The organism is Sphaerisporangium sp. NBC_01403 (genome assembly GCF_045040145.1).
GTDB lineage: Bacteria > Actinomycetota > Actinomycetes > Streptosporangiales > Streptosporangiaceae > Sphaerisporangium > Sphaerisporangium viridialbum.
The window spans coordinates 4,058,503-4,083,975 of the sequence record NZ_CP109534.1 but is presented as its reverse complement, the minus strand read 5'-3'; the positions used below and the strand labels follow the sequence as shown (position 1 = coordinate 4,083,975).

Sequence of the window (25,473 nt, the reverse complement as noted above, 5' to 3'; positions counted from 1 at the left end):
AGCCTGAGCCGAAGTCTCGTATGAGCGGGCCGAGGGTAGGCCCATCAGATGGGGGAGATCCTTGAAGACGGCGACATCTCCCTCCTGTACCGGCCAAAGGTGGATGAGGAGGAAGTGGAGTCGTTCGACGAGGTGCAGCGCCTGTTCGTGGCGCTGCACTCATGGCCGGGGCGGCGTCTCCGGCTGCTGATCGCGGGGCGCAAGCGCCTGCCCAAGGTCACCGACCACGAAGTTCCTGGTGGTTCGTGTTCAAGGTGGCGAGCCGCCCGGAGGAGCTGAGCCTCGACTTGGACGCCGAGGTCGAACGGGCCGCCCGGAGCACCATCTTCGAAGACCTGCGCCTCCGCCGCGACGGCCGCCCGGTCGAACCCCTCTTCGCCGGCGAATGGCGATAGGGCTAAGCGGGCACACGCCCACCAACGTGGCGCGGAGAGCAGGTCTGTCCATGGTGCGGTGCTGTCTGGAGGTACCGGGGCCGCCGCGGGATGAGCGGTGGCTTGCTACGGCCGGGCTCAATCACACGGGGGCAGGTGCCATATCTTCAGTAGCGTTTTCGGCACCTTGGCCAGGCACCCGCCCGTGTCACCGAGATACGCCCACGCGCCGTGGTACCGCTTACGCCAGACATGCGGGCCGTCCTGATAGCTGATCGGATCGCCCTTGATTCCGATGGAACCCACGGCCCAGTAGATGTCCTTCGCCGCCGTCGCCCCCTTTATCTTCCCGTAGTAGACGCCTTTCGGCCCGTCCACCTTGTTTCGGGAGGCGTCTGGATGGTATTTCCCGTAGTCCTGATTCCAGAACGCGTCGGCGAGCTTGTGCCGGATCTTCTCCGTGAGCTTGAGATTGACGGCCCTTCCCGGTGCCTTCCCCTCCACCGAAGGCAGGGGAACCGCGAATGCTGTCTGCGCGGGGAGCAGTGCCGCAAGCATGATCCCCGCCGCCGCAACGGCTGACAAACGCCTCGTCCACTTCGCCATTCCCGCCCACTTCCCATATCAAGAAACAGCAGCTCACCCGAATCGGCGAGCCTTCCGCAAACGCTAGACGTTCCTCCTTCGCACAGGGAGGAGGGTCAGCGCATCGGCTCTGTTTCGTTATTGACACGCGAGTGATCTTTCGCCTTCAAGGCGGCCTTCGCGAGGACCGGATCGGATATTCGCGGGTTCACGGCGAATGCTGCGGTGCCCGGGGTTGGGACGCTGGGTTACCTATGTTGCGACGCAGGTTCACGTCGCTCCTCAACCGTCGGATGGACGCGCCCGGCACGTGGACGCGGGACAGTGTTACCCCAATCCCGGTGCAGGTCGTGATCGTGCTCCACGGCCTTGTGAAGTGTTGTATAGGGAGACCAGATGGTCGGCAAGAAGACGGCGTTACGGTCCGGGGTACCGCGTTCCGCAGCGATGATGGCCGCATAGTTCCAGGAAGGGGCAGTGGCGCAGGCCGATCCGGGTCGCTCGCTCAACGGGTTGTGGTTCGGGCGCGAAGCCGAGGCCGTCGAGCAAATCGATCAGCCGACCCACGGCGTCGCACTCGGTCACCTCGCGAAACGGTGGAGGTGACGGCGCCAGGGACGCCCCCCAGGTGCGTCCGGCGTCGGTGGTCGTCTCGGCCGGGTCGGCGGCCGTGGCGGCAAGGTGACCGGTGAGGATCTCCGCCAGCAGTCGGTAGTTCATGGGGCCGGTCGGATCCATCCCGGGGCGCGGCGCGTATACCACGGGAGGGCGGCCCGGCCCGGTGCGCAGGCCGCGGGTACGCTCGACGGCTCCCGCGGCGACTAGGGCGTCGAGGTGGAAGCGCGCCGTGTTGGCATGGACGCCGAGTCGCTCGGCGATGTCGGCCACGCTGAGTGGCGCCCCCGACGGATCATGGTCAGGACCAGGTCGCGGCGCGGCAACGGCTCATCACCGCCGCGCCCCTGCGGTCCACGAGGGGAGTTGGAGTCGGCGTACGGTTCGGACCGCGGCGGGTCTGGGCGGCGCTTCGGAGCCGGCACGCCACGCATCAACGACGGCTCGCTGCTCTTCCTGCAGCACATGATCTCCAAGATGAAGCCGGTCGAGCAGGGCGGCTCCCGAATCGCCATCGTCTTCAACGGCTCCCCGCTGTTCACCGGGGCCGCCGAGTCGGGGGAGTCGAACATCCGCCGCTGGATCCTGGAGAACGACTGGCTGGAGGCCATCGTCGCCCTGCCCGAACAGCTCTTCTACAACACCGGCATCTCCACGTACTTCTGGATCCTCTCCAACCGCAAGGCTCCGGCGTTGAAGGACAAGGTGATCTTGCTCGACGGTCGCGAGTGCTGGTCGAAGATGCGCAAGTCCCTCGGCGACAAGCGCAAGCTCATCCCGGACGACCAGATCGCTAGCCTCACCGAGATCTACAAGGACGCGCTGACCATCGCCGGCGAACTGGTCGAATATCTCGGCCGTGGTGGTTACGGTGAGGTCTGGAAGGGATTCGACCAGTCCCTGGACCGGCATGTAGCAGCGAAGTTCATCCGTTCGGACAGGTTCCCGACGCCGGAGCTTCGCGAGGAGGCCGAGCAGCGCTTCCGCCGCGAGGCCCGGGTCACCGCGAGGATCCAGCATCCCGGGGTGCCGATCATCCACGACATCGGCACGCACAAGGGCGATCTGTACCTGATGATGCAGCTCGTCCAGGGATACCGCGTCGATCACTTGATCGAGCATCACAGGCGGCTACCCGTGGCGTGGGCGGCGGCGATCGGTGCCCAGATCTGCGCGGTGCTCACGGTCGCGCACGCGGAGTCGCTGATTCACCGGGACCTGAAGCCGTCGAACCTGTTCCTGTGCCCCGACGGCACGGTCAAGGTGCTCGACTTCGGCATCGTGGCCGTGCTGGGCTCGGGGGACATCACCCAGATAACCCGGGCGGGTGAGGGGCTGGGCACGCCGTTCTACATGTCGCCCGAGATGAGCCTCATGGGTACTGCGAGCCCGCAGAGCGACCTTTACGCGCTCGGGTGCGTGCTCCACGAGCTGCTGGCCGGTTCGCGAGTCTTCGAGTCAGAGCACACCGCGGCCGAGGTGGGCCGCCATCTGTCCGAACCGCCCGCACCACTCCGGTCCGTACGTGCCGACGTGCCTGCCGAGATGGAGCGCCTGGTGTTGGACCTGCTGGCCAAGAAGCCGTCCGACCGGCCCAGCGGGGCGGCAGAGGTTTACGAACGGCTGCTTCCATTCGTGGACGCACTGCCGCCGCTGCCGGGAACCGTCACCGCGGCTCCGTCCCCGGATCCGATGCGCATGTACGCGGCCGTCGTAGAGCGGATCGCCGAGACGGCTCTCGCGCGTCCGCATGTTCCGGTGTCCGAGCCCGCATCAGCCCTGCCCACGCTGTCGGAGGCGGAGCTGGTTGCGGCCAACCATCGTGCGGAGGAACTAGCGCTCGGCGGGCGGCTCAGCCAGGCCATCGAACTGCTGGAAGGCGCGTCTCGCAGATGACCTCCTTGCTCGGCGAGATGACACCTGTTCTGGGTGAAAGGCATCCGCTAGCGCTTGAGCTGAGGCGGGAGTTGGCCCGGATCCTCACTCAGCTCGGTGATCCCCAGCAGGCGTGGGCCGTGCTCCGATCTCTGCTCAACGATGTGATTGCCGTCCCCGGTGCCGACCACCCTGAAGCCGGCCACCTCCGTGACCTGCTGAAGAACCTCGAACGCCTTCTCAGTCGGCCGGCACGAGACGATTAAATCGATCAGTTACACGTGCATGTTGAATCGGGTACAGGAGATCGTGGTCTGCAGCCATGATCTTTTGAGGCTGTGGGTCCCCGGACCCGCTCCTCCGCACTCGGGCTTCAGGTCGACCCATGGGCGGCCCGCTTCAGTTCCACTGGGCGTGCTGGGTTGTGTGGTGGGTGATGGTGGCAGGGTTGCCTCTCCTTGGGGTCGGGGGGTGTGTCAGGGGTTCGCAGGAGACCAGGCGCCAGCGGGTGATCTCCGGATTGGTCAGGATGGCGACCACCTGTTCGCGTATCTGCGTGGCGGTCGTGTTCTCGTCGGCCTGAATTCTGATGGCGATGTATCCGGCGCCCTCCCGGTAATTCTTACGCCATTGCCTGGGCAATAGGGCGAGCATTCTCTCTCCGTCGAGGGGCGGTTCGCCCGACGGCTTTCCCTTGATGCGGCGCATCGTCAGGACCACCAACATCGCTGCGCACCGCCCCTCAGTTCCAGGGGGATCCGTCTGCGGGGGCGGCTGCGTCCCAGGTGGTGCCGGCCCTGGGCCGGGCCGGGGCGGCGGTCGGCTTCTTCATTTCTCCTGCTCTTTTCCTGCGGCGGTGGATTTTGTTCTCGCAGAAACAACTCTGCGCTTTCCGCACGCCATGGGACAGAGAATCGAAAGGCAGCAAGTTGCGAGCCGGTGACCGCTTCCTGCCATCCCGCCGCTGGACGGGAACGTCAGGACAGGGCTTCGGGTGATATGCCGAGCTCGGTGGCGGTGGCCGTGCGCACCAGCTCGGCGAGCCGCGCCCGGGTGAGCACGCGCTTGTGCACGGTGGTCTGCACGGCGAGCCCGTCGATGAGCGAGACGATGCGCCACGTGGAGGCGTCGGGGTCGGGGCACAGGAAGACGCCCTCGGCGATGCCGTCGTCGAGGATCGTGCGCAACGCCTGCTTCCAGCGCAGGTCGATGGTGCGGGACACCTCTTCGAGCGCGGTGCCGCGCAGCGACTCGGACCAGGCGTCGATCCACAGCGCCCACGACTTGGATTTGCCGCTGGGGGAGTAGAGCTTGAGCAGGTCGCGCAGCCGTTCGAGCGGCGGGCCGCCGGTCTGCTCCAGCTTGGCGAGCGCGTCGAGGTCGCGCTGCGCGGCGTACGCGAAGGCCTGCGCGAACAGGTTGTCCTTGGTCTCGAAGTGGTAGAAGAGCAGCCCCTGGCTGACCCCCGCCGCCTGGGCGATGTCGAGGGTGCGCGTGTGCCCGAAGCCCTGCGCGGTGATCACTTCACAGGCCGTCCTGAGCAGATCTTCGCGACGTATCCGGCCGAATCCTCGTGCCACAGGGGAACCCTAGCGCGCCTGGCGCGCCGTGAGCGTGAATTGCGCCGCGAAGGCTGAGGCGCGACTTAGTCAAATCACCCATTGTCATGCTCAAGGCCGATGTGTTTGAGTTGCGACTCAGGAAACGCCTGGAAGGGATCTCTGATGGCGATCGCGGTGCGATGCGCGCGGCTGGTGGATGTCGAGGCCGGTCACGTGCTGGACGACCGGACGGTGCTGGTGGAGGGCGAACGGATCGCCGAGATCCTGCCAGGGACGAGCCCCGTGCCCTCCGGCGTGCGGGTCGTCGACCTCGGCGACGCGACCCTCGCGCCCGGCCTCATCGACCTGCACACGCATCTGGTCGGGGTCGCGGCCTGCGCCGACTACGTCCAGGAGCTGAAGCTCAGCGCCGCGAGGCAGGCCCTCGCCGGCGTGCGCAACGCCCGCGACACCGTGCTGGCGGGCTTCACGACGGTGCGGGACGTCGGGACATTTCGCGCCTTCGTCGACACGGCGCTGCGTGACGCCATCGACGACGGCACGGTCATCGGCCCCCGGATGGCCGTGGCCGGGGCCTACGTCACGGTCTCCTCCGGCGGAGGCATGATCACCGGCCTGGCGCACGACATCGAGCTTCCCCGCGACCTGCGCTTCGGGTCCGTACGGACCGTGGATGACGTGCGCGAGCGGGTCCGCGAGATCCTGCACGGCGGGGCCGACCTCATCAAGCTCATCGCGACGGGCGCGGTGATGGCCGCCGGCACCGTGCCGGGCGCTCCCGAGCTGACCGAGGAGCAGATGCGCGCCGCCGTCCAGGAGGCCTCCTGGTACGGCGCGCACGTCGCGGCGCACGCCCACGGCGCCGAGGGCATCAAGATGGCCGTCAGAGCCGGGGTGCGCTCGATCGAGCACGCCTGCTACCTGGACGACGAGGGCATCGAGCTCATGCTGGAGCACGGCACCTACCTGTCGGCCGACATCTGGTGGGCCGACTGGATCCGCGAGACCGCCGCGACCAACGGCTTCGACGCCGAAGGGCTGCGCAAGAACGACGAGACGGCCGAGGCGCAGCGCGAGGCGTTCGCCAGAGCGGTGAGCGCCGGGGTCAGGATCGGCTTCGGCACGGACGCGGGCGGCTTCCCGCACGGCATGCAGGCACGGCAGCTGCGCACCATGGTCGAGTACGGCATGACCCCGCTCGGCGCCCTGCGCGCCGCCACGCTGACCGGCGCCGAGTGCATGGGCTGGGACGACCGCGTCGGCTCGGTCGCGCCGGGCAAGTACGCCGACCTGGTAGCCGTCCGGGGCCCCTTCGACGTCGATGCCTTCACCGACGTCGCCTTCGTCATGAAGAACGGCGACATCCTCAAGAACGACCTGCGGTGAAGCCCCTCGAAGGCCTTCTGGAGCCGCGTGCCGCGCGGCACCTCGCGGGCGTCGCGGCGCTGCTGGGCGTGACGGCCGTGTGGGGCACCACCTTCCCCCTGGTCAAGGACATGGTCACCCGGCTGCCCGTGATCGACCTGCTCGCCGTGCGCTACCTGATGTCGGCCGCCCTGCTGGTCGCGATACGCCCCACGGCGCTGCGCGGGCTTCGCCCCCGGGCGTGGTGGGCCGGCGTCGGGCTCGGGGTGGTGTACAGCGCGGCCCTGGCCACCCAGACCTACGGGCTCACGACGCTGCCGTCCTACGTCTCCGGATTCGTCACCGGCTCCTACGTCGTCATGACACCGCTGCTCGGGCTCCTGTGGTTCCGTACGAGGATCACCCGGCGCGCCTGGACGGCCGTGGGGCTGACCGTGGCCGGGCTCGCCGCGTTCATGCTGATGGCCGGGGGAGGCGGGGGGCCGATCCCGGCCGCCGGGCTGACGCTCACGCTGGTGTCGGCGGCGCTCTACGCGGTCCACATCGTCGCGCTCGGCAGGTGGAGCCGTCCCGAGGAGGCCTACGCGCTGACGGTGGTCCAGATCGGCACGCTGGCCTGCGTGATGACGGCGGTGGCCGCGCCCGGCGGCATCGCGGTGCCGGGGTCGCCGGGGGACTGGCTCGGCGTGGTGTACCTGGCGACCGTCGCAGGGGCGCTGTCCTTCCTGGCGCAGACCTGGTCGCAGGCCCACGTGCCCGCGACCACCGCCGCCGTCGTCATGTCGGTCGAGCCGCTGTGGGCGACCGCCTTCGCGGTGCTGCTGTACGGCGAGGCGGCCGGATGGTCGCTGCTGGTGGGCGGCGGATGCCTGCTCGTGGCGATGGTCCTCGTCGCCGTGCCCGCACGCGCCGCCCCGGCGCCTCCCCTTCGCCCCCTCACCCCCGTCCCCGGAGGAGAAACGCCATGACTCGTCCCATACGCAGCGGCTCGGCCCTGACCGAGGAGCAGCGGGACTTCGTACGGCTGGCGCGCGAGTTCGCCGCCGCGGAGATCAGGCCGCGTGCCCGCGAGGTGGACGAGGCCGACCACGAGCTGCCCCGTGACATCTGGGAGAGCGCCGCGAGGGCGGGGCTGACCTCCTACATGCTGCCCGAGGAGTACGGCGGCGGGGGCGTGGGCGACCTGGCGACCCAGTGCCTGATCCAGGAGGAGCTGTGCCACGGTGACGTGTCGATCGGGAACCTGGTCACCTCCAGCGGCTTCTTCGCGGCCCCGGTGCTGGAGCTCGGCAGCGAGGAGCAGCGGTGCCGCTTCCTCACCCCGCTCTGCGAGGGCGTCCCGCCGCTGACCGCGCTGGCGGTGACCGAGCCCGGCGTGGGGTCCGACGCGGCCTCGCTGACGACCCGGGCCGTGCGCGACGGCGACTCCTACCTCCTCACCGGCTCCAAGGCGTGGATCTCCAACGGCCCGTACGCGGACCTGTTCGTGGTGTTCGCGACGGTCTCGCCCGGCACGCGGTCGCGCGGCATCACGGCGTTCGTGGTCGAGCGGGGCATGGAGGGCTTCACGGTCGGCAACCCGATGCCGAAGATGGGCCAGCGCGGCATCGCCTGCGCCGAGCTGTTCCTGGACCGCGTGCGGGTGCCCGTGGACAACCGGCTCGGCGAGGAGGGGCAGGGGTTCCACGGGCTGATGCGCACCTTCGACGCCTCCCGGATCCTGATCGGCGCCGCCTGCACGGGGCTGTCGCGCGCCGCGCTGGACGCCTCGCTCGCGTACGCGCGGGACCGCGAGCAGTTCGGGGTGAAGATCATCGAACATCAGGCGGTGGCGTTCAGGCTCGCCGACATGGCCGCAAAAGCCGATATTTCGCACCTTGTCACCATGCGGGCCGCCGCGCTTTACGACGCGGGGGAGCCGGTCGCGGAGGAGTCGGCGATCGCCAAGCTGACCGCCTCGGAGAACGCCATGTGGTGCACCTGGGCCGCGGTCCAGACCCACGGCGGCTGGGGCTACTCCCGCGAGTACCTGGTGGAGAAGTGGATGCGCGACGCCAAGCTGGAGGAGATCGAGGAAGGCACCTCCGACATCCAGCGACTGATCATCTCCCGCTCCCTGGCGAGGAACGCGTGACCGCCCCGCGCGACCCCGCCCCCACGCCCCCGCGCGACCCCGGCCCCACCGGCCTCGGCCACGGGCTCACGGGCGCGGGCGCGCTGGTGGCCGCGCTCGCCTCATACGGGGTGGACACCGTCTTCGGCATCCCCGGCACCCACAACCTGGCCCTCTACCAGGAGCTCGGCAAGGCCGGGATCCGCTGCGTGACGCCGCGGCACGAGCAGGGAGCCGGCTACGCCGCAGACGGGTACGCCCGCGCGTGCGGCCGTCCCGGCGTGGCCGTCACCACGACGGGGCCGGCGGCCGTCAACGCCGCCACCGCGCTCGCCCAGGCCTACTCCGACTCGGTGCCCGTGCTGCTGGTCTCGCCCGGCGTCCCGTCCTCGCACCCCCGCCAGGGCCGCGGATACCTGCACGAGAGCAAGGACCAGTCCCGCGCCCTCGACGCGCTGTGCGCCTGGAGCCACCGGGTCACCTCGGTCGCGGAGATCCCGGCGGCGGTCGCGCGCGCGTTCGCCCTCTTCCGCGAGGGACGTCCCCGGCCCGTCCACATCGAGATCCCGGTCGACCTGCTCGACGCCGAGGGCCCCGCCGGGCTCGGCCCCCCGCTCCGGCTGCTCCGCCGCGCGCCGGACCCCGCCGCCCTCGACGCGGCGGCCACCGCGCTCGGCACGGCCCGCCGCCCCGCCGTCGTCCTCGGCGGCGGCTGCCACCCGCCCGCACCCGACCACCCCCGGCCACCGGAACACGCCCGTACGGACGGCCACCCGAGCGCCCGTACGGACGGCCCGCGGACGGCCGCGCGTACGGACGGCCCGCACCCCGCCGCCCGTACGCGATCGCCCGGCGAGCTGGCGGTGGAGCTGGCGGAGCTGCTCGGGGCGCCGATCGTCACGACGGCGAACGGGAAGGGCGCCGTCCCCGAGAGCCACCCGCTGTCCCTCGGCGCCACCTTGCACCTCGCGGCCGTGCGCGAGTGGCTGGCCGGGTGCGACGTGGTCCTGGCGGCCGGGACCGAGCTGGCGCCGTCCGACCTCTGGGTGGACGACTTCCGGCTGGGCGGCACGCTCATCAGGGTCGATGTCGACCCCGGCCAGATGCACGGGGACCATGTCGCGGACGTGCCCGTCGTGGGCGACGCGGGCGAGGCGCTGCGCGGCCTGCTCGAACGCCTGGCACCCGCCCACGTCGCGGCGTCGAAGCCCGGGCCCGGGCTGTGGCACGCGCGCGACGCCGAGCTGGAGGCGCTCACGCGCAGGTGGGCGGGCCACCTCGCGGCCCTGCGCGACGCGCTGCCGGCCGAGACGATCGTCGCCGCAGACAACTCGATGATGTGCTACTACGGCGCCCTCGGCGGCCTGCCGACGGACCCGCCGGGCAGGTTCCTGTTCCCCACCGGCTACGGCACGCTCGGGTTCGCGCTGCCCGCCGGGATCGGCGCCGCCGTCGCGCGTCCGGGCACGCCCGTGGCGGTGCTCGCCGGGGACGGGGCGTTCCAGTTCAGCCTGCAGGAGCTGGCCACCGCCGTCGAGCTCGGCCTCTCGCTTCCGATCGTGGTGTCGGTGAACGGCGGCTACGGGGAGATCCGCGCCGAGATGGCCGAACGCGGCATGCCACCGGTCGCCGTGGACCTGCACGCGCCCGACTTCGTGCTGCTCGCCCGCGCCTACGGGGCGCGGGGCCTCGCCGCCGGCACCCCCGGCGAGCTGCGTGAGGCCGTACGAGAAGCGGTGCGCGCCCCCGTCCCCACCGTCATCGTCGTCAAGGAGAGCCAGTGACCACCATGCCTCAGCCGTTCCTCCAGGTCGTGTGGACGGACGACGTCACAGGACGCCACGGCTACGTGGTGATCGACAGGCTGGGACGCGGGGTCGGCAGCGGCGGCCTGCGCATGCGCGAGGGCGTCACCCTGGCCGAGGTCGCCGACCTCGCGCGCGGGATGAGCCACAAGGAGGCGCTCGCATACGAACCCGGCAACCTGTACCAGCCGCTCGGCGGGGCCAAGGGCGGCATCGACTGTGATCCGCTCGACCCGCGGGCGGACGGGCTCCTGCGGCGCTACATCGCCGCGATGAAGCCCCTCCTCCAGACGTACTGGGCGACCGGCGAGGACCTCGGCCTGCGCCAGGACGCCATCGACGCGGCCTGTCGCGAGGCCGGGCTGCGCACCTCCATCGACGCGGTGCTGCCGCTGCTCGACGACGCCGACGCGGCCCTGGCCAGGCTCGACGCCGCGTTCGCCGTGGACGTGGACGGCATCGGGCTCGGCGACCTCGCGGGCGGGTGCGGCGTCGCCGAGGCGGCGCTGACCGCCATCGAGCACCTGGGGCTTCGGGACGCCACGGCCGTCGTCCAGGGGTTCGGCTCGATGGGCGGGGCCACGGCCAGGTTCCTGTCCAGGGCCGGGGTGCGGATCGTCGGCATCAGCGACACCGAGGGCCTGGTCGTCAACCCGGCCGGGCTGGACGTGGAGACGCTGCTGCTCAGCCGGGACGCGCACGGGCGCATGGACCGCACGCGCCTGCGGGACGACGACCGCGAGCTGCCCGGCGAGCGCTGGCTAGACGTCGCCTGCGACGTGCTGGTCCCCGCCGCCGTCTCGTACTGCGTCGGCGTTCCCGAGGCCGCCCACGTGCGCGCCCGGCTGATCGTCGAGGCCGCCAACTGCCCGGTCACCGCCGAGGCGGAGGAACTGCTGCGCGGGCGCGGGGTGATGGTGGTCCCCGATGTCGTGGCCAACTCGGCGACCAACTCCTGGTGGTGGTGGACCCTGTTCGGGGACATCCCCGCGCAGGCCGGGGGAGCCTTCGGCAAGATCCGGTCGTGGATGCGGCGGGTCGTGGGCGAGGTGCTGGACGAGGCCGCGCGTACCGGGAGGACCCCGCGAGAGGTCGCCTACGAACTCAGCGGCCGCGTACCGTCCCCCCAGGGCAGCACACGATGACGGCGTCCGAACGGCAGGACGCGACGACGGTGGGCGCGGGGGAGCACGCGATGACGGGGCCCGAACGGCAGGACACGGTGACGGGCGCCGCGGGGAGCACGCGATGACCGGGGGCACCGCGTCCGGCTCACATCTTGGAGGCGAAGCAGTGCTGACGTCGATCGGGCTCGCGGACGGCACCAGGCTCGCGGCCACCCTGTACGTTCCCGAACGGCTGCCCGCGCCCTGCCTGCTGGAGGCGCTGCCGTACCGCAAGGACGACGTGACCTACGGCTACCGCACCGAGTACGAGACGCTGGCGGCCGAGCACGGGTACGCGGTGTGCCGGGTGGACGTGCGCGGCACGGGTTCGAGCCAGGGGGTGCCCGAGGACGAGTACCCGGCGACCGAGGTGGCCGACCTGTGCGAGGTGATCGCCTGGCTGGCGGCGCAGGAGTGGTGCGACGGCGGCGTCGGCATGTACGGCACCTCCTACAGCGGCTTCAACGCCCTGTGCGTGGCAGCCGCCCGGCCGCCCGCGCTCAGGGCGATCTGCTCGATCTACGCCTCCGACGACCGCTACACCGACGACGTCCACTACGCGGGCGGCATCCACCGCTGGCTGGACATCGTGGACTACCCCGCCTACATGGCGGCCATGAACGCGCTGCCCCCCGTCCCCGAGGTGTACGGCGAGGGCTGGCGGGAGGAATGGCTACGACGGCTGGACGCCACCGAGCCGTGGCTGCCGCGCTGGATGGAGGAACGGCACGACGGCGCGTACTGGCGGCAGGGCTCGCTCCGGCAGGGCTCGCTCAGGCAGGGCCACGACCGGATCGCCGTGCCGGCCATGCTGGTCGCCGGATGGGCGGACGGCTACGCGAACGTGGTGCCGCGCCTCAGCGCGGCGCTTGAACGCGACGGGGTGCCGTACCGGGTGATCGCCGGGCCGTGGTCGCACGCGTCACCGGACCACGCGCTCCCCGGGCCGGGCATCGAGCTGCTTCCCGAGATGGTCCGCTGGTGGGACCGCTGGCTGCGCGGGGACCGCGACGCGGTGCCCGACCGCTCGGCCGTCGTCTTCGTCCGCTCGTCCACCCCGCCCGCCCCCGACCGCGCCATGGTGAACGGCGAGTTCCGCGACCTGCCAGGATGGCCGGCCCTCCCCGACCAACCCCGGCCTCTCACGCCCCGGGAAGGCTCCGGGCCCCTCGCGGTCTCGAACTCCCGGGAAGGCTCCGGATGGACGGACCTTCCGGTCGCTCCGGACATCGGCATCGCCGTATGGAACAACTGCGCGGGCTCCCTCCCGTGGGGCCAGGCGCTGGACCAGAGCTCCGACGACGCCCGCTCCGTGACCGTGGAATGGGAGAGCCCCGCCGAGGGGCTGACCATCGTCGGCCATCCCCGCCTGCGCGCGAGCGTCCGTACGGGCGCGGGAGGCACCCTGGCCGTACGACTCTGCGACGTGGCCCCCGACGGCACCTCCGAGCTGGTCAGCCGCGGGGTGCTCGGCCTGCCCTGCGCCCCGGGGACGGCCGCCGGAACGCGTGGGGAACCGCTGGAGGGAGAAACCGGCGAGGTGGTGGCCGAGGTGGAGCTGGACGTCGTGGCGCATCGCGTGATCCCCGGCCATCGGCTCAGGCTCGCGCTCGCCACCGCCGAATGGCCGAACGTGATGGCCTCGCCGGAGGCCGTCAGGGTGGAGCTCGACCTCGACGGCAGCACCCTGCTGCTGCCGCTCGCCGAGGAGTCTTTCGGCGAGCCGGCCGCTGGGCTGCGCTACACCGAAGCACCCGTCCCCGACTCGTCGGACGTGGTCTGGACCATTGAGCGGGACGTGCTCCAGCGGGTCACCCGGTGCCGGTCGGGCTACGGGTCGACGGCCGAGCTCATGGGCGGAGGGTCGTACGCCGACCGCTACGAAGGCGAAGTCACCCTGGACCACCGGACCCGCCGCCAGACGGCCCTGGCGGACAGCGACTTCACGATCGCCTGGCGGGGTGGGCCCGTGGTGACCACGCGGAGCCGGGTGGAGGTGGTCGCGGAGGGCGGCGAGCTGGCGATCACCGTAGATCTCACCGCCACACAGGACGGCATCCAGATCATGACCCGCCGCTGGGCGCGCCGCGTCGAGGTCGGCAGGTGAAGTCGCGCCGGAGCGCCGATGCCCCTTACGGGTTCGACACGTGAGAACGACCTGGAGGGCGAGTCCGAGGTCGAAGGAGATGCGTCAGGGGGAACGGCGGGTTCGCTTGCGCGGCGGGCGCGGCCTGACCTCCTCGTCCGGTTCGACCAGGTGCGACCGGCTGCTGAGACCGTGGCGGACGAGCGACTGGGCCACGCGGACGACGGCCTCGAAGGTGTCACGCCGGGGGTTCCACCACTCGGCCGACCAGTTCAGCGCGCCGATCACCAGGAGGTGCGCGAGCCGCGGGTCGAGGTCCGAGCGGAGCTCGCCTTCGTTGCCGAGGTCGCGGAAGAGGTCACGCCACAGTCTGCCGTACTCCGCCTCCTCGGCCAGCTGGCGGGTCTGAAGATGCTCGGGAACCTGGCCTGAGTTCCGGATGACGGCGGTGGCGTAGTCGGAGAGCTCCAGCTCGATGTGGAGATGGGCTTCGACCGCGGCGCAGATGCGGTCCATCGGGCCGGTCTCGGGGGGCAGCTCGTCGAGGATCGCCCTCACATGCTCGCGCAGTCGGTGGCCGCCGGTCCACATCACCTCTTCGATCAGCTCTTCGCGGGATCCGAAGTAGTAGTAGATCGCCGGTGTCTGGAGCTGCGCCTGGTCGGCGATGTCGCCGAGCCGGGTCCCCGAGTAGCCTTTGCGGCTGAGGACGTGCGCCGTCGCGTCGAGGATGCGCTCGCGGGTTCGAGCGGATTTGGAGCTCTCTTCCGGGGCCGGGTCGGCCGCTTTCCTGGACACGAAGCGATCATACGCGGTCCGCCGCTTTCGGCCGGGTCCGGCTGTCAAGCCCCAAACCCTCCCCAGGCCGCCCTCCTCCAGCGTCTATTATTTAACCTAATATAAATTAAACCCAGATCTCGATGGAGAGCCATGACGCATACCGTCGCACCTCGTTCGTGCCTGTCGGTCCCCGGTGTGGACGACAGGAAGATCCGCAAAGCGTGGGACTCGGATGCCGACGAGATCGTGCTCGATCTCGAGGACGCCGTGCGGGCGTCGCGCAAGGCGGAGGCCCGCACGACCGTGACCGCCTTGCCCGGCCGTACGGCCGGCGCGCGGGTCGCGATCCGGGTGAACGCCGCTCGCACCGCATGGTGTCATCTGGACGTCATCGCCTCCGCCGGGCCGGATGGGCTGCCCGAGTCCATCGTGCTGCCCAAGGTGGAGAGCGCGGGAGATCTGGAGTTCGTCGACAGGCTGCTGGACGGGGCCGAGGCGGCCTCCGGGCGGACACGACCGCTCGGCGTCCAGGCACTGATCGAGACCGCGAAGGGCCTGGCCAACCTCCGGGAGATCGTGACGGCCTCGCCCCGGTTGCGCACGCTCGTTCTCGGCTACGCCGACCTCGGGGCGTCTCTCGGGCGGTCGGCGGACAGCTGGTCCTTCGCCCAGGACGCGGTGCTGGTCGCCGCGCGAAGCGCCGGTCTTTCGGCCATCGACGGCCCCTACCTCGGTCTCGCCGACGACGAGGCGTTCCACCGATGCGTGCTGCGCGCGAGGGAACTCGGCTTCGACGGGAAATGGGTGATCCATCCCCGCCAGATCGGCACGGTCAACACCGTGTTCACCCCGGGCGCGGACGAGGTCGCCCACGCACGCGCCGTGCTCGACGCTTTGCGCGGGAGCGACGCGGGTGCCGTGGAGCTGGAGGGAAAGATGATCGACGAAGCGGTCGCGGTGGCGGCCAGACGGATCCTGGCGCGAGCGGAAGGAGCGAACCGATGACGGTGACCATGGAAGGGCCGTACTTCGACGAGCTTGCGGTCGGGCAGGTATTCGACGGTGCGCCCGGAGTCACCCTCACAGCCGGGCACGCCGCGACCCACCAGGCGATCGTCGGCGACCGTCTCCGGCTGCCCCTCGACGCGGACCTCTGCCGGGACGTCACGGGAGTGGGGCCGTTGGCTCATCCGGCGCTCGTCTGGGACGTGGCGATCGGTCAGTCCACCCTCGTCACCCACCATGTCAAGGCGAACCTGTTCTACCGCGGCCTCGCCTTCCGCCGGATGCCCGTGATCGGCGACACCCTGCGCACCTCCACGGAGGTGGTGGCGCTGCGCCAGAACCGGGCGAAGCCGGGCCGCCGGCCGACCGGGCTGGCAGTGCTACGGATCACCACTGTCGACCAGGCCGGGCTCCCCGTGCTCGACTTCTGGCGCTGCGCGATGATGCCGCTGCGCGATCCCGAAGCGCTGACCGGTCATGACGCCGATCTCGACTCGGTGGGTGTGGCCGCCGCCGACGCGGACCTCGTCGAGGCGGTGGGCGGGGTGCTGGAGGGCTGGCGGCTCGACCGGTTCAGGGACCGGACCGCGGGCCGGCACTTCTCCGATGTCGCCGAGGGCGAGAGGTGGCTGGTGGGCGGGGGAGACGTGGTGTCCAGCGCGCCGGAGCTGGCCAGGCTCACCCTCAACGTGGCGCAGGTGCATCACGATGTGCGGGCCGCGGAGGGCTCGCGACGTCTGGTGTACGGGGGGCACACCATCGGTCTCGCCCTGTCCCAGGTCGCCCGGGCCCTGCCCAACCTGGTCACGGTCGTGGCCTGGCACGGCTGCGACCATGTCGGCCCGGTCCACGAGGGCGACACCCTGTCCAGCGAGGTGGTGGTCGAGCGCCGTCAGGCGCTTCCCGGCGAGGGCGGGCTGGTCCATCTCCGCTCGCTCGTCAGGGCGACGGGCGGCGGCGAGCCACGGGACGTCCTCGACTGGCGGTTCGTCGCGGTCCTGGCGTAGAGGTGGCCGACCCCGCGGAACTCATTCGCGGCGCCGGTCCTTCGCGTCGCCGGCGGGAACCTGCACCGCCGCTCCGGAGTCGATCAGGGCGGCGGCGTCGTCGATGCCCCAGTCGCCGAGCACCTCGATGGTGTGCCGGCCCGGCGCCGGAGGGGGCGTACCTATGGTGGTGGGAGTCAGGGAGAACCGGGGCGCGGGCGCGGGTTGCAGCAGTCCGTCGTGCTCCACGATGGAGCCGCGCGCCTTGATGTGCGGATGGTGCGCGGCCTCGCGCAGGCTCACCACGGGGGCCACGCAGGCATCGGACTCGGCGAAGAGCGCCGACCACTCCGCCTGGCTCCTGGCGGAGAAGGCGGCCGCGATGCGGGCGCGTAGCGCGGGCCAGAGAGTTCGGTCATGCTGCTTGCCCGGATCCTCGTCGAGTTCGAGCTTCGCGAGCAGTTCGGCGTAGAACCTGGGTTCAAGAGCGCCGACGGCCATGTAACGGCCGTCGGCGGTCTCGTACACCGAGTAGAACGGCGCCCCGCCGTCGAGCAGGTTGACGCCGCGTTCGTCCACCCAGGTGCCGGTGGCCAGCATCATGTGCGTTCCGGCCAGGAGGTGCGCGGTGCCGTCGACGATCGCGGCGTCGACGACCTGGCCGCGCCCGGTGCGATCGGCTTCGCGCAACGCGGCGAGCACCCCGATCACGAGATAGTTCCCGCCTCCGCCGAAGTCTCCGAGCAGGTTGAGCGGGATCTGCGGCCCGCCACCGGCTTCTCCGATGGCGTGCAGGGCGCCGGTCAGCGCGATGTAGCCGATGTCGTGGCCCGCCGTCTGTGCCAGCGGGCCGTCCTGTCCCCAGCCGGTCATGCGGCCGTACACCAGCCGGGGATTGCGCGCGTGACATGCGTCGGGGCCCAGCCCCAGCCGCTCGGCGACCCCTGGACGGTATCCCTCGATCAGCACGTCGGCCTCGGCGGTCATGGCCAGGACGGTTTCCACCGCCTCCGGCTTCTTGAGGTCGAGGAGAATGGATCTCTTACCCCGGTTCAGCAGATCGAGATGCTCGGCTCCGGGGAAGAACCCGCTGCCTCCCGGCCGGTCGACGCGCACGACCTCGGCACCCAGGTCGGCCAGCGTCATACCGGCGAACGGGGCCGGTCCGATCCCGGCGAGCTCCAGAACCTTGACCCCGGACAGTGGCCCGCCGCTCATCTTCGCTCCCGTTCGATCAGGCATAACGAACTTCTGATTCTAATCTATATTAGATAATCAGAGCGTACGGCCCGGCCGGCCGATCAGGGAGTACGGCGAGCCGGTTTGCGCCGGGGGCGGGGGACGGCCTCCTTGGCCGGCTCGATCAGCTGTGACCGGCTGCTGAGGCCGTGACGCACGAGTGACTGCGCCGTGCGGACGACGGACTCGAAGGTGCCGCGCTTGGGGTTCCACCACTCGGCCGCCCAGTTCAGGGCGCCGACAACCAGCAGATGGGCCACTCGCAGGTCGAGGTCCGGCCGGAGCTCGCCGGCCTCGTCGAGGTCGCGGAAGAGGTCACGCCACAGCTTGCCGTACTCGGCCTCCTCGGCGAGCTGCCGGGTGCGCAGCTCCTCAGGAATCTGGCCGGAGTTGCGGATCAGGGCGGTGGCGAAGTCGGACAACTCCAGCTCGACGTGGAGATGGGCCTCGATGGCCGCGCAGATGCGGTCCATCGGCCCGGTCTCGGGGGGCAGCTCGGCGAGGATCCCGCTGACGTGCTCGCGCACGCGCCGGGCGCCGGTCCACATCACCTCTTCGATCAGCTCTTCGCGGGATCCGAAGTAGTAGTAGATCGCCGGCGCCTGAAGCTGCGCCTGGTCGGCGATGTCCCCGAGCCGCGTCCCGGAGTAGCCCTTGCGGCTGAGGACGTGCGCCGCCGCGTCGAGGATGCGCTCGCGGGTACGGCTGGACTTCGGGCCGGTGCCGTCTTTTGAGGCCGACCTGGTCCTGGCTTTACTGGGCACCGGCCGATCATACTGGGGGGTTCGGTCGCCTGCGGTGGCCGCTCGTCCGCGGTCCCCGCGAGGCGAGGGGCGCTCTGGGGTCAAAGATCCAGACCTCCCCTGTTCACCAGCTGCGCCGCGATGACGTTGCGCTGGATCTCGTTGGTGCCCTCGCCGACGATCATCAGCGGGGCGTCGCGGAAGTAGCGTTCGACGTCGAACTCGGTGGAGTAGCCGTATCCGCCGTGGATGCGCACGGCGTTGAGCGCGATCTCCATCGCGGTCTCGGAGGCGAAGAGCTTGGCCATCCCGGCTTCCAGATCACAGCGCCGGCCGGAGTCGGCGCGCTCGGCGGCGTACAGCACCAGCTGGCGTGCGGCGGTGAGCTTGGTGGCCATGTCCGCGAGGTAGTTGCCGATGGACTGGTGCTTCCAGATCGGCTTGCCGAAGCTCTCGCGCTCCTGGGCGTAGCGCAGGGCGTCCTCGAACGCGGCCCGGCCCACGCCGAGGGCGCGCGAGGCGACCTGGATGCGGCCGGTCTCCAGTCCCTTCATCATCTGCGCGAACCCGTGGCCTTCGACGCCGCCCAGCAGCGCGGAGGCGGGGGCGTGGTAGCCGTCGAAGGACAGCTCGCAGCTCTCCACGCCTTTGTAGCCGAGCTTGGGCAGGTCACGGGAGACGGTAAGGCCGGGCCCGTGCTCGACGAGCAGGATGCTCATGCCGCTGTGCGCCGGTTTCGCGGCGGGGTCGGTCTTGCAGAGCAGGGCGATGAGCTGGGAGCGGCGGGAGTTGGTGATCCAGGTCTTGGCGCCGTTGACCACGTAGCCGTCGCCCTCATGCCGGGCGACGGTGGACATGGCCTGCAGGTCGGAGCCGCCGCCGGGCTCGGTGAGCGCCATCGTGGCGCGGATCTCACCGGTGGCCATGCGCGGGAGGTAGTGCTGCTTCTGCTCCTCGGTGCCGAAGATCGAGATGAGCTTCGCGACCACGGTGTGCCCGCCCATGGCGCCGGCCAGGCTCATCCAGCCACGGGCGAGTTCCTCGGTGACCATGGCGTAGCAGGCGGTGGAGACCAGAACCTCGCCGTAGGGCTCGGGAACGGCGAGCCCGAAGATGCCGAGCTGTTTCATCTGCTCGATCAGCCTCTCCGGGTACTCGTCGGCGTGTTCGAGGTCGCGCGCGACGGGCCGGACCTCGCGGTCGACGAACTCCCGCACGGTCGCCACGACCGCCTTCTCCTCCTCGGACAGTTCTGCCACTTCGCTCTCCAGCCGCGTCTGGGAGAGTCGCCCGCGGCGGCTCTCCTTAGGTTTAACTTAATATAGATTAGAATACTGCCGACTACGCTGTTGCGCGAGGGTGGCCGCCGATGCCGGGCCGCGTTGTGCGGCGTGTGGCTCAGGGCATCGCGTAGCCTCCGCTGACCGAGATCACCTGCCCGGTGACCTGGCGGGCCGCCGCCGGGGAGGCGAGCCAGAGTACGGTGCCGGCGATGTCCTCCGCCGTGGTCAGCCGGCGCAGGGGGGTCGCCTTGAGCATGTGGTCGACCTGCCGGTCGTTGAAGATCGCGTCCTGGCCGCCCGCCCACAGGCTGGTGGCCCCGACGGCCTCCGGGCCCTCCGGGATGACCAGGCCGGGGCAGACGACGTTGGAGCGGATGCCATGCCGGCCGTGCTCCTTGGCGGTCGTCCGGGCCAGCGCGACGATCCCCGCCTTGGACGCCCCGTAAACGGCCTGCCGGATCTCGCCGAACGCGGCGTCGCTGGCGATGTACACCAGGGACCCGGCGCCGGCCTCGCGCATCGGCGGGAGCACGGCCTGGGTGCACTCGATCGCCGCGAAGAGGTTGACCTCGAAGGTGCGCTGCCACTGCGTCCTGTCGGTGTGTTCGGCGACGAACCCCGGGATGCTGATGCCCGCGTTGTTCACCATCACGTCGATGCCGCCCCAGGCGTCGAGCACCCGGCCGGCGGCGCGGGTGGCCGCTCCCGCCTCGGCCAGGTCGGCCCGTACCACCTCGGCGGCGGCGGCTCCGCGATCCAGGGCCTCGCCGCGGACCCGGTCGGCCTGGTCTCCGTCGAGGTCGCAGATGGCGATCCGCGCGCCTTCTGCGGCGAATCCGTGCACGATGCCCCGTCCGATGTTGGAGGCGCCGCCGGTCACCAGGACCCGGGCGTCGGTGAGACCAAGATTCATATCGCTGCGTTTCCTTGCGCTGAGGCCCGGATGTTCCCGGACCGGACAGGGGCCACCGCGGGATCGGGCGGGACCCCGGGCTTGGGATCAGATTCTTATCTAATCTAGATTAGAACAAGGCAAGCGCGGCACCCCCATCCGAGGAGGAACATGAGGATCTTCAATGGCCTCGACGAATTCGTCAGGGCGCGTGGCGAGGTTCTGGGCACCAGCGACTGGCTCACCGTCGAGCAGGAGCGGGTCGACGGGTTCGCCGATGCCACCGACGACCATCAGTGGATCCATGTCGATGTGGAGCGGGCCAAGGACGGCCCCTTCGGAGGGCCGATCGCGCACGGCTACCTCACGCTGTCGCTGCTCCCGGCGTTCTTCCAGCAGATCTACCGGGTCGACGGACTGAGGATGGCGGTCAACTACGGCCTGAACAAGGTGCGCTTCCCGGCGCTGGTCCCGGTGGGCTCGAAGCTGCGGGCGACCGCGCGGCTCGCGGAGGTCACCCCGATGGACGGCGCGGCTCAGGCGGTGGTGTCCACGACGATCGAGGCCGAGGGCGTCGACAAGCCGGTGTGCGTGGCCGAGTCGGTCCTGAGGTACTTCGCATGACGGGGACGGGACTCGGGGCGGGGCTGGTGGCGGGCCGCACCGCGATCGTGACGGGCGCGGCGCGCGGCATCGGGCTGGAGATCGCCCGACTGCTGCGCGAACAGGGCGCCCGGGTCGTCCTGGCCGACCGGGACGCCGAGGAGGCGGCCACGGCGGCGGCCGGGCTCGGGGACGAGCAGGCCGTCTGGTCGTACGGCTGCGACGTCACCGACGAGGCCCAGGTCGGCGCTCTCGTCGCGGGCACGGTCGAGCGGTTCGGATCGCTGGACATCTTCGTCAACAACGCCGGCATCACCAGGGACGCCTCGCTGAAGAAGATGACCGTGCAGGACTTCGACGCGGTGATCACGGTTCATCTGCGCGGCACCTGGCTGGGCGTGCGCGCCGCCGCGGTGGTGATGCGTGAGGCCGGCTCGGGCTCGATCATCAACATCTCCTCCCTGTCGGGGAAGTCGGGCAACTTCGGCCAGACCAACTACAGCGCGGCCAAGGCCGGCATCGTCGGCCTCACCAAGGCCGCGGCCAAGGAACTGGCTCACCGGGGCGTCCGGGTCAACGCCGTGCAGCCGGGCCTCATCCGGACCGCGATGACCGAGGCCATGCCGCCCGACGTCTTCGCCGCCCGCGAGGCCGACATCCCGATGAAGCGGGCCGGCGAGCCGCGCGAGGTCGCGGGGGCGGTCCTGTTCCTCGCCTCCGACCTGGCGAGCTACATGACCGGCGCGGTGCTCGAGGTCGGCGGCGGGAGGCTGATGTGAGCGAGCGAAGCGAACGAACCGGCAAGCACAGCAGCGGCGTCGTGCTGAGCCGGGTGGACGGTGCGGTGGGGCACGTCGTCCTCAACCGGCCGGAGGCCATGAACGCGATCACCGTCGAGCTCGGCGGCGAGCTGGAGCAGGCGCTGGTCCGCCTCGCGGATGAGGTGAACGTCATCCTGGTGCGAGGGGCCGGCGGGAACTTCTCGGCCGGCGGCGACTTCCACGAGCTCGAACGGCTGCGCGCCGGTGGAAGGGAGGCGATGCGCCCGCTGTTCGTGAACTTCGGCAGGGCCTGCGCCGCTATCGCCCACCTGCCGGTCCCGGTGGTCGCCGCCGTCGAGGGGTACGCGATGGCGGGCGGCTTCGAGCTGATGCAGGCCTGCGACATCGTGCTGGTGCACGAGAACGCGAAGATCGCCGACAACCATGCCAGGTTCGGGCAGGTGCCCGGTGGGGGCAGCACCCAACGGCTGCCCCGGCTGGTCGGGCGGCAGCGCGCGCTCGGCCACATCCTGTCCGGCGAGAGGCTGACGGCGGCCGAGGCGGTCTCCTGGGGGCTGGCCTACCGGTCGCTGCCCGCGGACGGCTTCGACGAGGCGGTGAACGCGTTCGCCGCGGAGCTGGCCGGCCGCGATCGCGACGCCCTGACCCGGATCAAGCGCCTGGTCCACGCCGGGCTGGACCTGCCGCCGGCGGAAGGGCTCGCGCTGGAACTGGAGACCGTACTCGACCACCTCGCCGGGGAATCCGCCGCGGCGGGCATCGTCGCTTTCAAGGGAGCTTGAGATGATACGTGAACTGATCGGCTCCGGCCCGGTGCTGCTGGACCTCGACGCGGACGGGGTGGCCCGCCTGCGGCTGAACCGGCCCGAGGCCTCCAACGGGATGGACGTGCCGTTCCTGCAGGGGCTCTACACGGCGGTCATGCGTTGCCACGGCGAGCCGGGCGTGCGCGCCGTGCTGCTCACCGGAGAGGGCCGGAACTTCTGCGCCGGCGGTGACGTCAAGACGTTCGCGACCAAGGGGGAGAACCTGCCCGACTATCTGCGGGAGGCCACCTCCTGGCTGCAGATCTCGACCTCGGCGCTGATGCGGCTGCAGGCGCCGGTGGTGGCCGCCGTGCACGGCTTCGCCGCGGGCGGCGGCGGGTTCGGCCTGGTGTGCGCCGCCGACCTGGTGATCGCCGCCGAGTCCGCGAGGTTCCTGGCCGGAGCCACCCGGGTGGGCATGGCGCCCGACGCGGGCGTCTCGGTCACCCTCCCCCGGCTGGTCGGGCTGCGCAAGGCGATGGAGATCGTGCTGACCAACCCCGTCCTCACCGCCGCCGAGGCCCTCGACATCGGCCTGATCACGCGGGTGGTCGCCGACGACGCCCTGCTCGACGAGGGTCTCGCGCTGGCGCGTACGCTCGCCGCCGGCGCCCCCCGGGCGCTGGCCGCCACCAAGCGGCTGCTGTGGGACGGCCTCGGGGCGAACGTGGAGGCCAGACTGCCGGAGGAGGCCCGCACGGTCGCCGAGCTGTCCGGCATGGCGGACGCGCGGGAGGGCCTGGCCGCCGTCATCGAGCGCCGAAGCCCGGTCTTCACCGGTCGCTGATCCGTCTCAGGACGGTGCGTAGGCCCGGACGCCGTCCAGGTCGGCGGCGACGAGCACGCCCTGGTCGGCCAGCAGGTCCAGATGGGCGTCGATCTCCAGTACGGCGAGCATCTGGCTGAACACGTCGAGGTCGTCCAGCTTGTGGCGGCGGCGGGTCCACCTGATCGCCCGGGCCACCTCGTACGCCGTCCGCGCCCCGGCCCTGACCTCGCGCGCGGAGGCGTCGAGCCGCTCCTCGTGATGGACCAGCAACTCCTCGACCCGGGTGTGGACGCTGGGGGTCACCGGACCGTGGGCGGGAAGCAGCAGGGTGTCGGGCATCCCGCGGACCAGCCGCAGGGAGTCGAGGTAGCTGTGGAGCGGCTTGGGCTCGGGGACGACCTCCAGCCCGATCGACGGAGTGATGTGCGGGAGCACGTGGTCACCGGCGAACAGCAGCCCGGCGGCGGCGTCGCGCAGCACCACGTGCCCGCTGGTGTGCCCCGGAGTGGCGAACACGTCGAGCTCGACGGGGCCGAGGGATACCCGCTCGCCGTCGTCCAGCCACCCGTCGGGGAGACTCCACGGCATGTCGCGCTCGTGCTCGGCGATCTCCTCGGTGGCGACGCGGTCGGCGATCTCCGGTGCTCCGCAGCGGCGGAGCAGTTCGACCTGGCGGGGGTAGAGCCCCTCGGCCTGGTTGAACCCCTCGATGGAGGGCCGCTCACCACGGCCGATCCGCACCCGGGTGCCGAAGGCGCGGTGGAGCGCCAGGGCCTGGGAGTAGTGGTCCCAGTGGGCGTGGGTCACCAGGACACAGGCGACGTCCGCCAGCCGGTGTCCGAGCGTTCTCAGCGCTTCGGCCAGTGCCTTCTCGGTGTCCGGCATCGCCCATCCGGAGTCGACGACGATCGGCCCCTCCGGGCTCTCGATCACGTAGGAGTTCACCGCTCGCAGGCCGTTGGAGGGGAGTGGCAGCGGCACCCGATGGACTCCCGGGCGCACCAGATGGACGCCCGGCTCGGTCCAATCCTCGGGCTGTTCTGCGATCGTCATATATGCCCCTTCGCCGCCGGTCGCTTGTCTGAGGTGCTGGTCGCCCCTACTGTATTATTTGAAATTAAATTCAAAAACGTGGGGTGAGGATTACATGTCGCAGCAGGCCACCGAGGGTGACTGTGTCCGCGTGCTGGACCACGGTGCCGTGCGGGTGCTGACCCTGAACCGGCCGCGCCGCCGCAACGCCATCGATCTGGCTCTGCGGGTCGTGCTCGCCGAGCGGATCGAGGAGGCGATGGCCGACGCCGCCGTGCGGGTGGTCGTCCTGACCGGTGCGGGCGGCACGTTCTGCTCCGGCGGTGACATCTCCACCATGAGCCGCCAGTCGCCCGAGCAGACCCGGCCCCGGGCGGAGGCGGCGCAGCGCATCGTCCGCGCGATCTGGTCCGGGCCCAAGCCCGTCCTGGCCGCGGTCGAGGGCTTCGCCTTCGGGGCGGGGGCGGCGCTGGCCCTTGCCTGCGACCAGGTGGTCGCCGCCTCCGACGCCACCTTCAACGCGACCTTCACCAGGGTGGGGCTCGCCGGTGATCTGGGCATATTCTGGTCGTTGCGGCGTCGCGCGGGGCTCGCCGCGGCGCGCCGGCTGCTCATGCTGCCCCGGGAGGTTCGCGGGGCGGAGGCGCTGGAGATCGGCCTGGCCGATGTGCTGACCGCACCGGGCGCCGCCCTCGAGACGGCGCTGGCCGACGGCGAGAGGCTCGCCGCGGGGCCGCCACTGGCTCTCGCCGCCATCAAGGCGATGCTCGTCGAAGGGCCGTCCGATCCCTACGATGTGCTGGCGCGCGAGGTCGACAACCAGGTCCGCCTGTTCGACACCGACGACTTCGCCGAGGGCGTGGCGGCGTTCCACGAACGCCGGCCTCCGGTCTTCCGCGGCAGGTAACTCGATCCCGCCCTCCTGGCGGGTGCCTCAGGCGGGAGCGCCTCGCGGCCGGCCCTGGCTCGTCCGCCGTGCGGATCCCCTCGTCGAAGGGTCTTACTTT

General features: G+C 70.9%; 24 protein-coding genes and 2 pseudogenes. 16 read left to right on the top strand and 10 right to left on the bottom strand.

Features of this window, described 5'->3' with window-relative positions; genetic code table 11:
• Positions 1–48 precede the first annotated feature (48 nt).
• Complete coding sequence (locus OG589_RS18480; RefSeq protein WP_405150661.1) at positions 49–279, top strand: hypothetical protein; 231 nt, start codon at positions 49–51, stop codon at positions 277–279.
• A 233-nt stretch (positions 280–512) separates the two neighbouring features.
• On the opposite strand, the gene OG589_RS18475 is transcribed toward OG589_RS18480, so the two are convergent.
• Together OG589_RS18475 and OG589_RS18470 are read right to left on the bottom strand one after the other, a co-directional pair.
• Entirely contained in the window at positions 513–980 is a 468-nt protein-coding gene (locus tag OG589_RS18475; RefSeq protein WP_405150659.1) for a hypothetical protein, read from the bottom strand.
• Positions 981–1,376: 396 nt separating this feature from the next.
• Positions 1,377–1,850, bottom strand: a pseudogene (locus OG589_RS18470) (helix-turn-helix transcriptional regulator); the annotation flags it as partial.
• 120 nt (positions 1,851–1,970) lie between these two features.
• On the opposite strand from OG589_RS18470, the pseudogene OG589_RS18465 reads away from it, so the two are divergent.
• Positions 1,971–3,470 (top strand): annotated as a pseudogene (locus OG589_RS18465) (protein kinase domain-containing protein); the annotation flags it as partial.
• On the top strand, positions 3,467–3,715 hold the full coding sequence (locus tag OG589_RS18460; RefSeq protein ID WP_405150657.1) for a hypothetical protein: 249 nt from the start codon (positions 3,467–3,469) through the stop codon (positions 3,713–3,715). The pseudogene OG589_RS18465 and the gene OG589_RS18460, both read left to right, overlap by 4 nt.
• Positions 3,716–3,848: 133 nt before the next feature.
• Here the strand turns inward: OG589_RS18460 and OG589_RS18455 are convergent, their stop codons facing one another.
• On the bottom strand, positions 3,849–4,175 hold the full coding sequence (locus tag OG589_RS18455; protein WP_405150655.1) for a hypothetical protein: 327 nt from the start codon (positions 4,173–4,175) through the stop codon (positions 3,849–3,851).
• 251 nt (positions 4,176–4,426) lie between these two features.
• On the bottom strand, positions 4,427–5,029 hold the full coding sequence (locus OG589_RS18450) for a TetR/AcrR family transcriptional regulator (RefSeq protein WP_405150653.1): 603 nt from the start codon (positions 5,027–5,029) through the stop codon (positions 4,427–4,429).
• Positions 5,030–5,173: 144 nt separating this feature from the next.
• On the opposite strand from OG589_RS18450, the gene OG589_RS18445 reads away from it, so the two are divergent.
• The 6 genes from OG589_RS18445 to OG589_RS18420 all read left to right on the top strand — a co-directional run bounded on the left by OG589_RS18445 (position 5,174) and on the right by OG589_RS18420 (position 13,567).
• Positions 5,174–6,397: an amidohydrolase family protein gene (locus OG589_RS18445; protein ID WP_405150651.1), complete on the top strand. Its 1,224-nt coding sequence runs from the start codon at positions 5,174–5,176 to the stop codon at positions 6,395–6,397.
• Positions 6,394–7,344, top strand: a complete 951-nt coding sequence (locus OG589_RS18440) for a DMT family transporter (protein WP_405150649.1) — start codon at positions 6,394–6,396, stop codon at positions 7,342–7,344. The genes OG589_RS18445 and OG589_RS18440 overlap by 4 nt, the downstream gene beginning before the upstream one ends.
• Positions 7,341–8,510 (top strand): acyl-CoA dehydrogenase family protein, encoded by a 1,170-nt coding sequence (locus OG589_RS18435; protein WP_405150647.1) that lies wholly within the window; start codon positions 7,341–7,343, stop codon positions 8,508–8,510. The genes OG589_RS18440 and OG589_RS18435 overlap by 4 nt, the downstream gene beginning before the upstream one ends.
• Entirely contained in the window at positions 8,507–10,273 is a 1,767-nt protein-coding gene (locus OG589_RS18430; RefSeq protein ID WP_405150646.1) for a thiamine pyrophosphate-binding protein, read from the top strand. The genes OG589_RS18435 and OG589_RS18430 overlap by 4 nt, the downstream gene beginning before the upstream one ends.
• Positions 10,274–10,278: 5 nt before the next feature.
• Complete coding sequence (locus OG589_RS18425; protein WP_405152067.1) at positions 10,279–11,439, top strand: Glu/Leu/Phe/Val dehydrogenase dimerization domain-containing protein; 1,161 nt, start codon at positions 10,279–10,281, stop codon at positions 11,437–11,439.
• 148 nt (positions 11,440–11,587) lie between these two features.
• A complete protein-coding gene (locus tag OG589_RS18420; RefSeq protein WP_405150644.1) occupies positions 11,588–13,567 on the top strand; it encodes a CocE/NonD family hydrolase in 1,980 nt (659 codons plus the stop codon).
• An 84-nt stretch (positions 13,568–13,651) separates the two neighbouring features.
• Here the strand turns inward: OG589_RS18420 and OG589_RS18415 are convergent, their stop codons facing one another.
• The gene (locus OG589_RS18415) at positions 13,652–14,344 is read right to left on the bottom strand and encodes a TetR/AcrR family transcriptional regulator (RefSeq protein WP_405150642.1); all 693 of its coding nucleotides are present in this window, start codon (positions 14,342–14,344) and stop codon (positions 13,652–13,654) included.
• Positions 14,345–14,476: 132 nt separating this feature from the next.
• Here OG589_RS18415 and OG589_RS18410 point away from each other — a divergent pair, with 132 nt between their 5' ends.
• Together OG589_RS18410 and OG589_RS18405 are read left to right on the top strand one after the other, a co-directional pair.
• The gene (locus tag OG589_RS18410; RefSeq protein WP_405150640.1) at positions 14,477–15,331 is read left to right on the top strand and encodes an HpcH/HpaI aldolase/citrate lyase family protein; all 855 of its coding nucleotides are present in this window, start codon (positions 14,477–14,479) and stop codon (positions 15,329–15,331) included.
• Positions 15,328–16,338, top strand: a complete 1,011-nt coding sequence (locus tag OG589_RS18405) for a MaoC family dehydratase (protein ID WP_405150639.1) — start codon at positions 15,328–15,330, stop codon at positions 16,336–16,338. Before OG589_RS18410 ends, OG589_RS18405 begins: the two co-directional genes overlap by 4 nt.
• A 21-nt stretch (positions 16,339–16,359) precedes the next feature.
• Here the strand turns inward: OG589_RS18405 and OG589_RS18400 are convergent, their stop codons facing one another.
• The 4 genes from OG589_RS18400 to OG589_RS18385 all read right to left on the bottom strand — a co-directional run bounded on the left by OG589_RS18400 (position 16,360) and on the right by OG589_RS18385 (position 20,495).
• Positions 16,360–17,535 (bottom strand): CaiB/BaiF CoA transferase family protein, encoded by a 1,176-nt coding sequence (locus OG589_RS18400; protein WP_405150638.1) that lies wholly within the window; start codon positions 17,533–17,535, stop codon positions 16,360–16,362.
• Between the two features lie 83 nt (positions 17,536–17,618).
• Positions 17,619–18,320 carry a TetR/AcrR family transcriptional regulator gene (locus OG589_RS18395; protein ID WP_405150637.1) on the bottom strand — a complete coding sequence of 234 codons (702 nt, stop codon included), beginning with the start codon at positions 18,318–18,320 and terminating at the stop codon, positions 17,619–17,621.
• Between the two features lie 80 nt (positions 18,321–18,400).
• Positions 18,401–19,558: an acyl-CoA dehydrogenase family protein gene (locus OG589_RS18390; RefSeq protein ID WP_405150635.1), complete on the bottom strand. Its 1,158-nt coding sequence runs from the start codon at positions 19,556–19,558 to the stop codon at positions 18,401–18,403.
• 139 nt (positions 19,559–19,697) lie between these two features.
• Positions 19,698–20,495 (bottom strand): SDR family NAD(P)-dependent oxidoreductase, encoded by a 798-nt coding sequence (locus OG589_RS18385; RefSeq protein WP_405150633.1) that lies wholly within the window; start codon positions 20,493–20,495, stop codon positions 19,698–19,700.
• A gap of 150 nt (positions 20,496–20,645) precedes the next feature.
• Between OG589_RS18385 and OG589_RS18380 the strand changes: the two genes are divergently transcribed.
• From OG589_RS18380 to OG589_RS18365, 4 genes are read left to right on the top strand one after another with little or no spacing between them, the layout of a single operon-like run.
• Positions 20,646–21,098 carry a MaoC family dehydratase gene (locus tag OG589_RS18380; RefSeq protein ID WP_405150631.1) on the top strand — a complete coding sequence of 151 codons (453 nt, stop codon included), beginning with the start codon at positions 20,646–20,648 and terminating at the stop codon, positions 21,096–21,098.
• Positions 21,095–21,856, top strand: coding sequence for a 3-oxoacyl-ACP reductase FabG (gene fabG / locus OG589_RS18375; protein WP_405150630.1), 762 nt, complete (start codon positions 21,095–21,097; stop codon positions 21,854–21,856). The genes OG589_RS18380 and fabG overlap by 4 nt, the downstream gene beginning before the upstream one ends.
• Positions 21,853–22,641, top strand: coding sequence for an enoyl-CoA hydratase/isomerase family protein (locus OG589_RS18370; RefSeq protein WP_405150628.1), 789 nt, complete (start codon positions 21,853–21,855; stop codon positions 22,639–22,641). The genes fabG and OG589_RS18370 overlap by 4 nt, the downstream gene beginning before the upstream one ends.
• Position 22,642: 1 nt before the next feature.
• Positions 22,643–23,452 carry an enoyl-CoA hydratase/isomerase family protein gene (locus OG589_RS18365; protein WP_405150627.1) on the top strand — a complete coding sequence of 270 codons (810 nt, stop codon included), beginning with the start codon at positions 22,643–22,645 and terminating at the stop codon, positions 23,450–23,452.
• Between the two features lie 6 nt (positions 23,453–23,458).
• Here the strand turns inward: OG589_RS18365 and OG589_RS18360 are convergent, their stop codons facing one another.
• A complete protein-coding gene (locus OG589_RS18360) occupies positions 23,459–24,487 on the bottom strand; it encodes an MBL fold metallo-hydrolase (protein ID WP_405150626.1) in 1,029 nt (342 codons plus the stop codon).
• A 94-nt stretch (positions 24,488–24,581) separates the two neighbouring features.
• On the opposite strand from OG589_RS18360, the gene OG589_RS18355 reads away from it, so the two are divergent.
• The gene (locus tag OG589_RS18355; RefSeq protein ID WP_405150625.1) at positions 24,582–25,373 is read left to right on the top strand and encodes an enoyl-CoA hydratase/isomerase family protein; all 792 of its coding nucleotides are present in this window, start codon (positions 24,582–24,584) and stop codon (positions 25,371–25,373) included.
• The last annotated feature ends 100 nt before the right edge of the window (positions 25,374–25,473 follow it).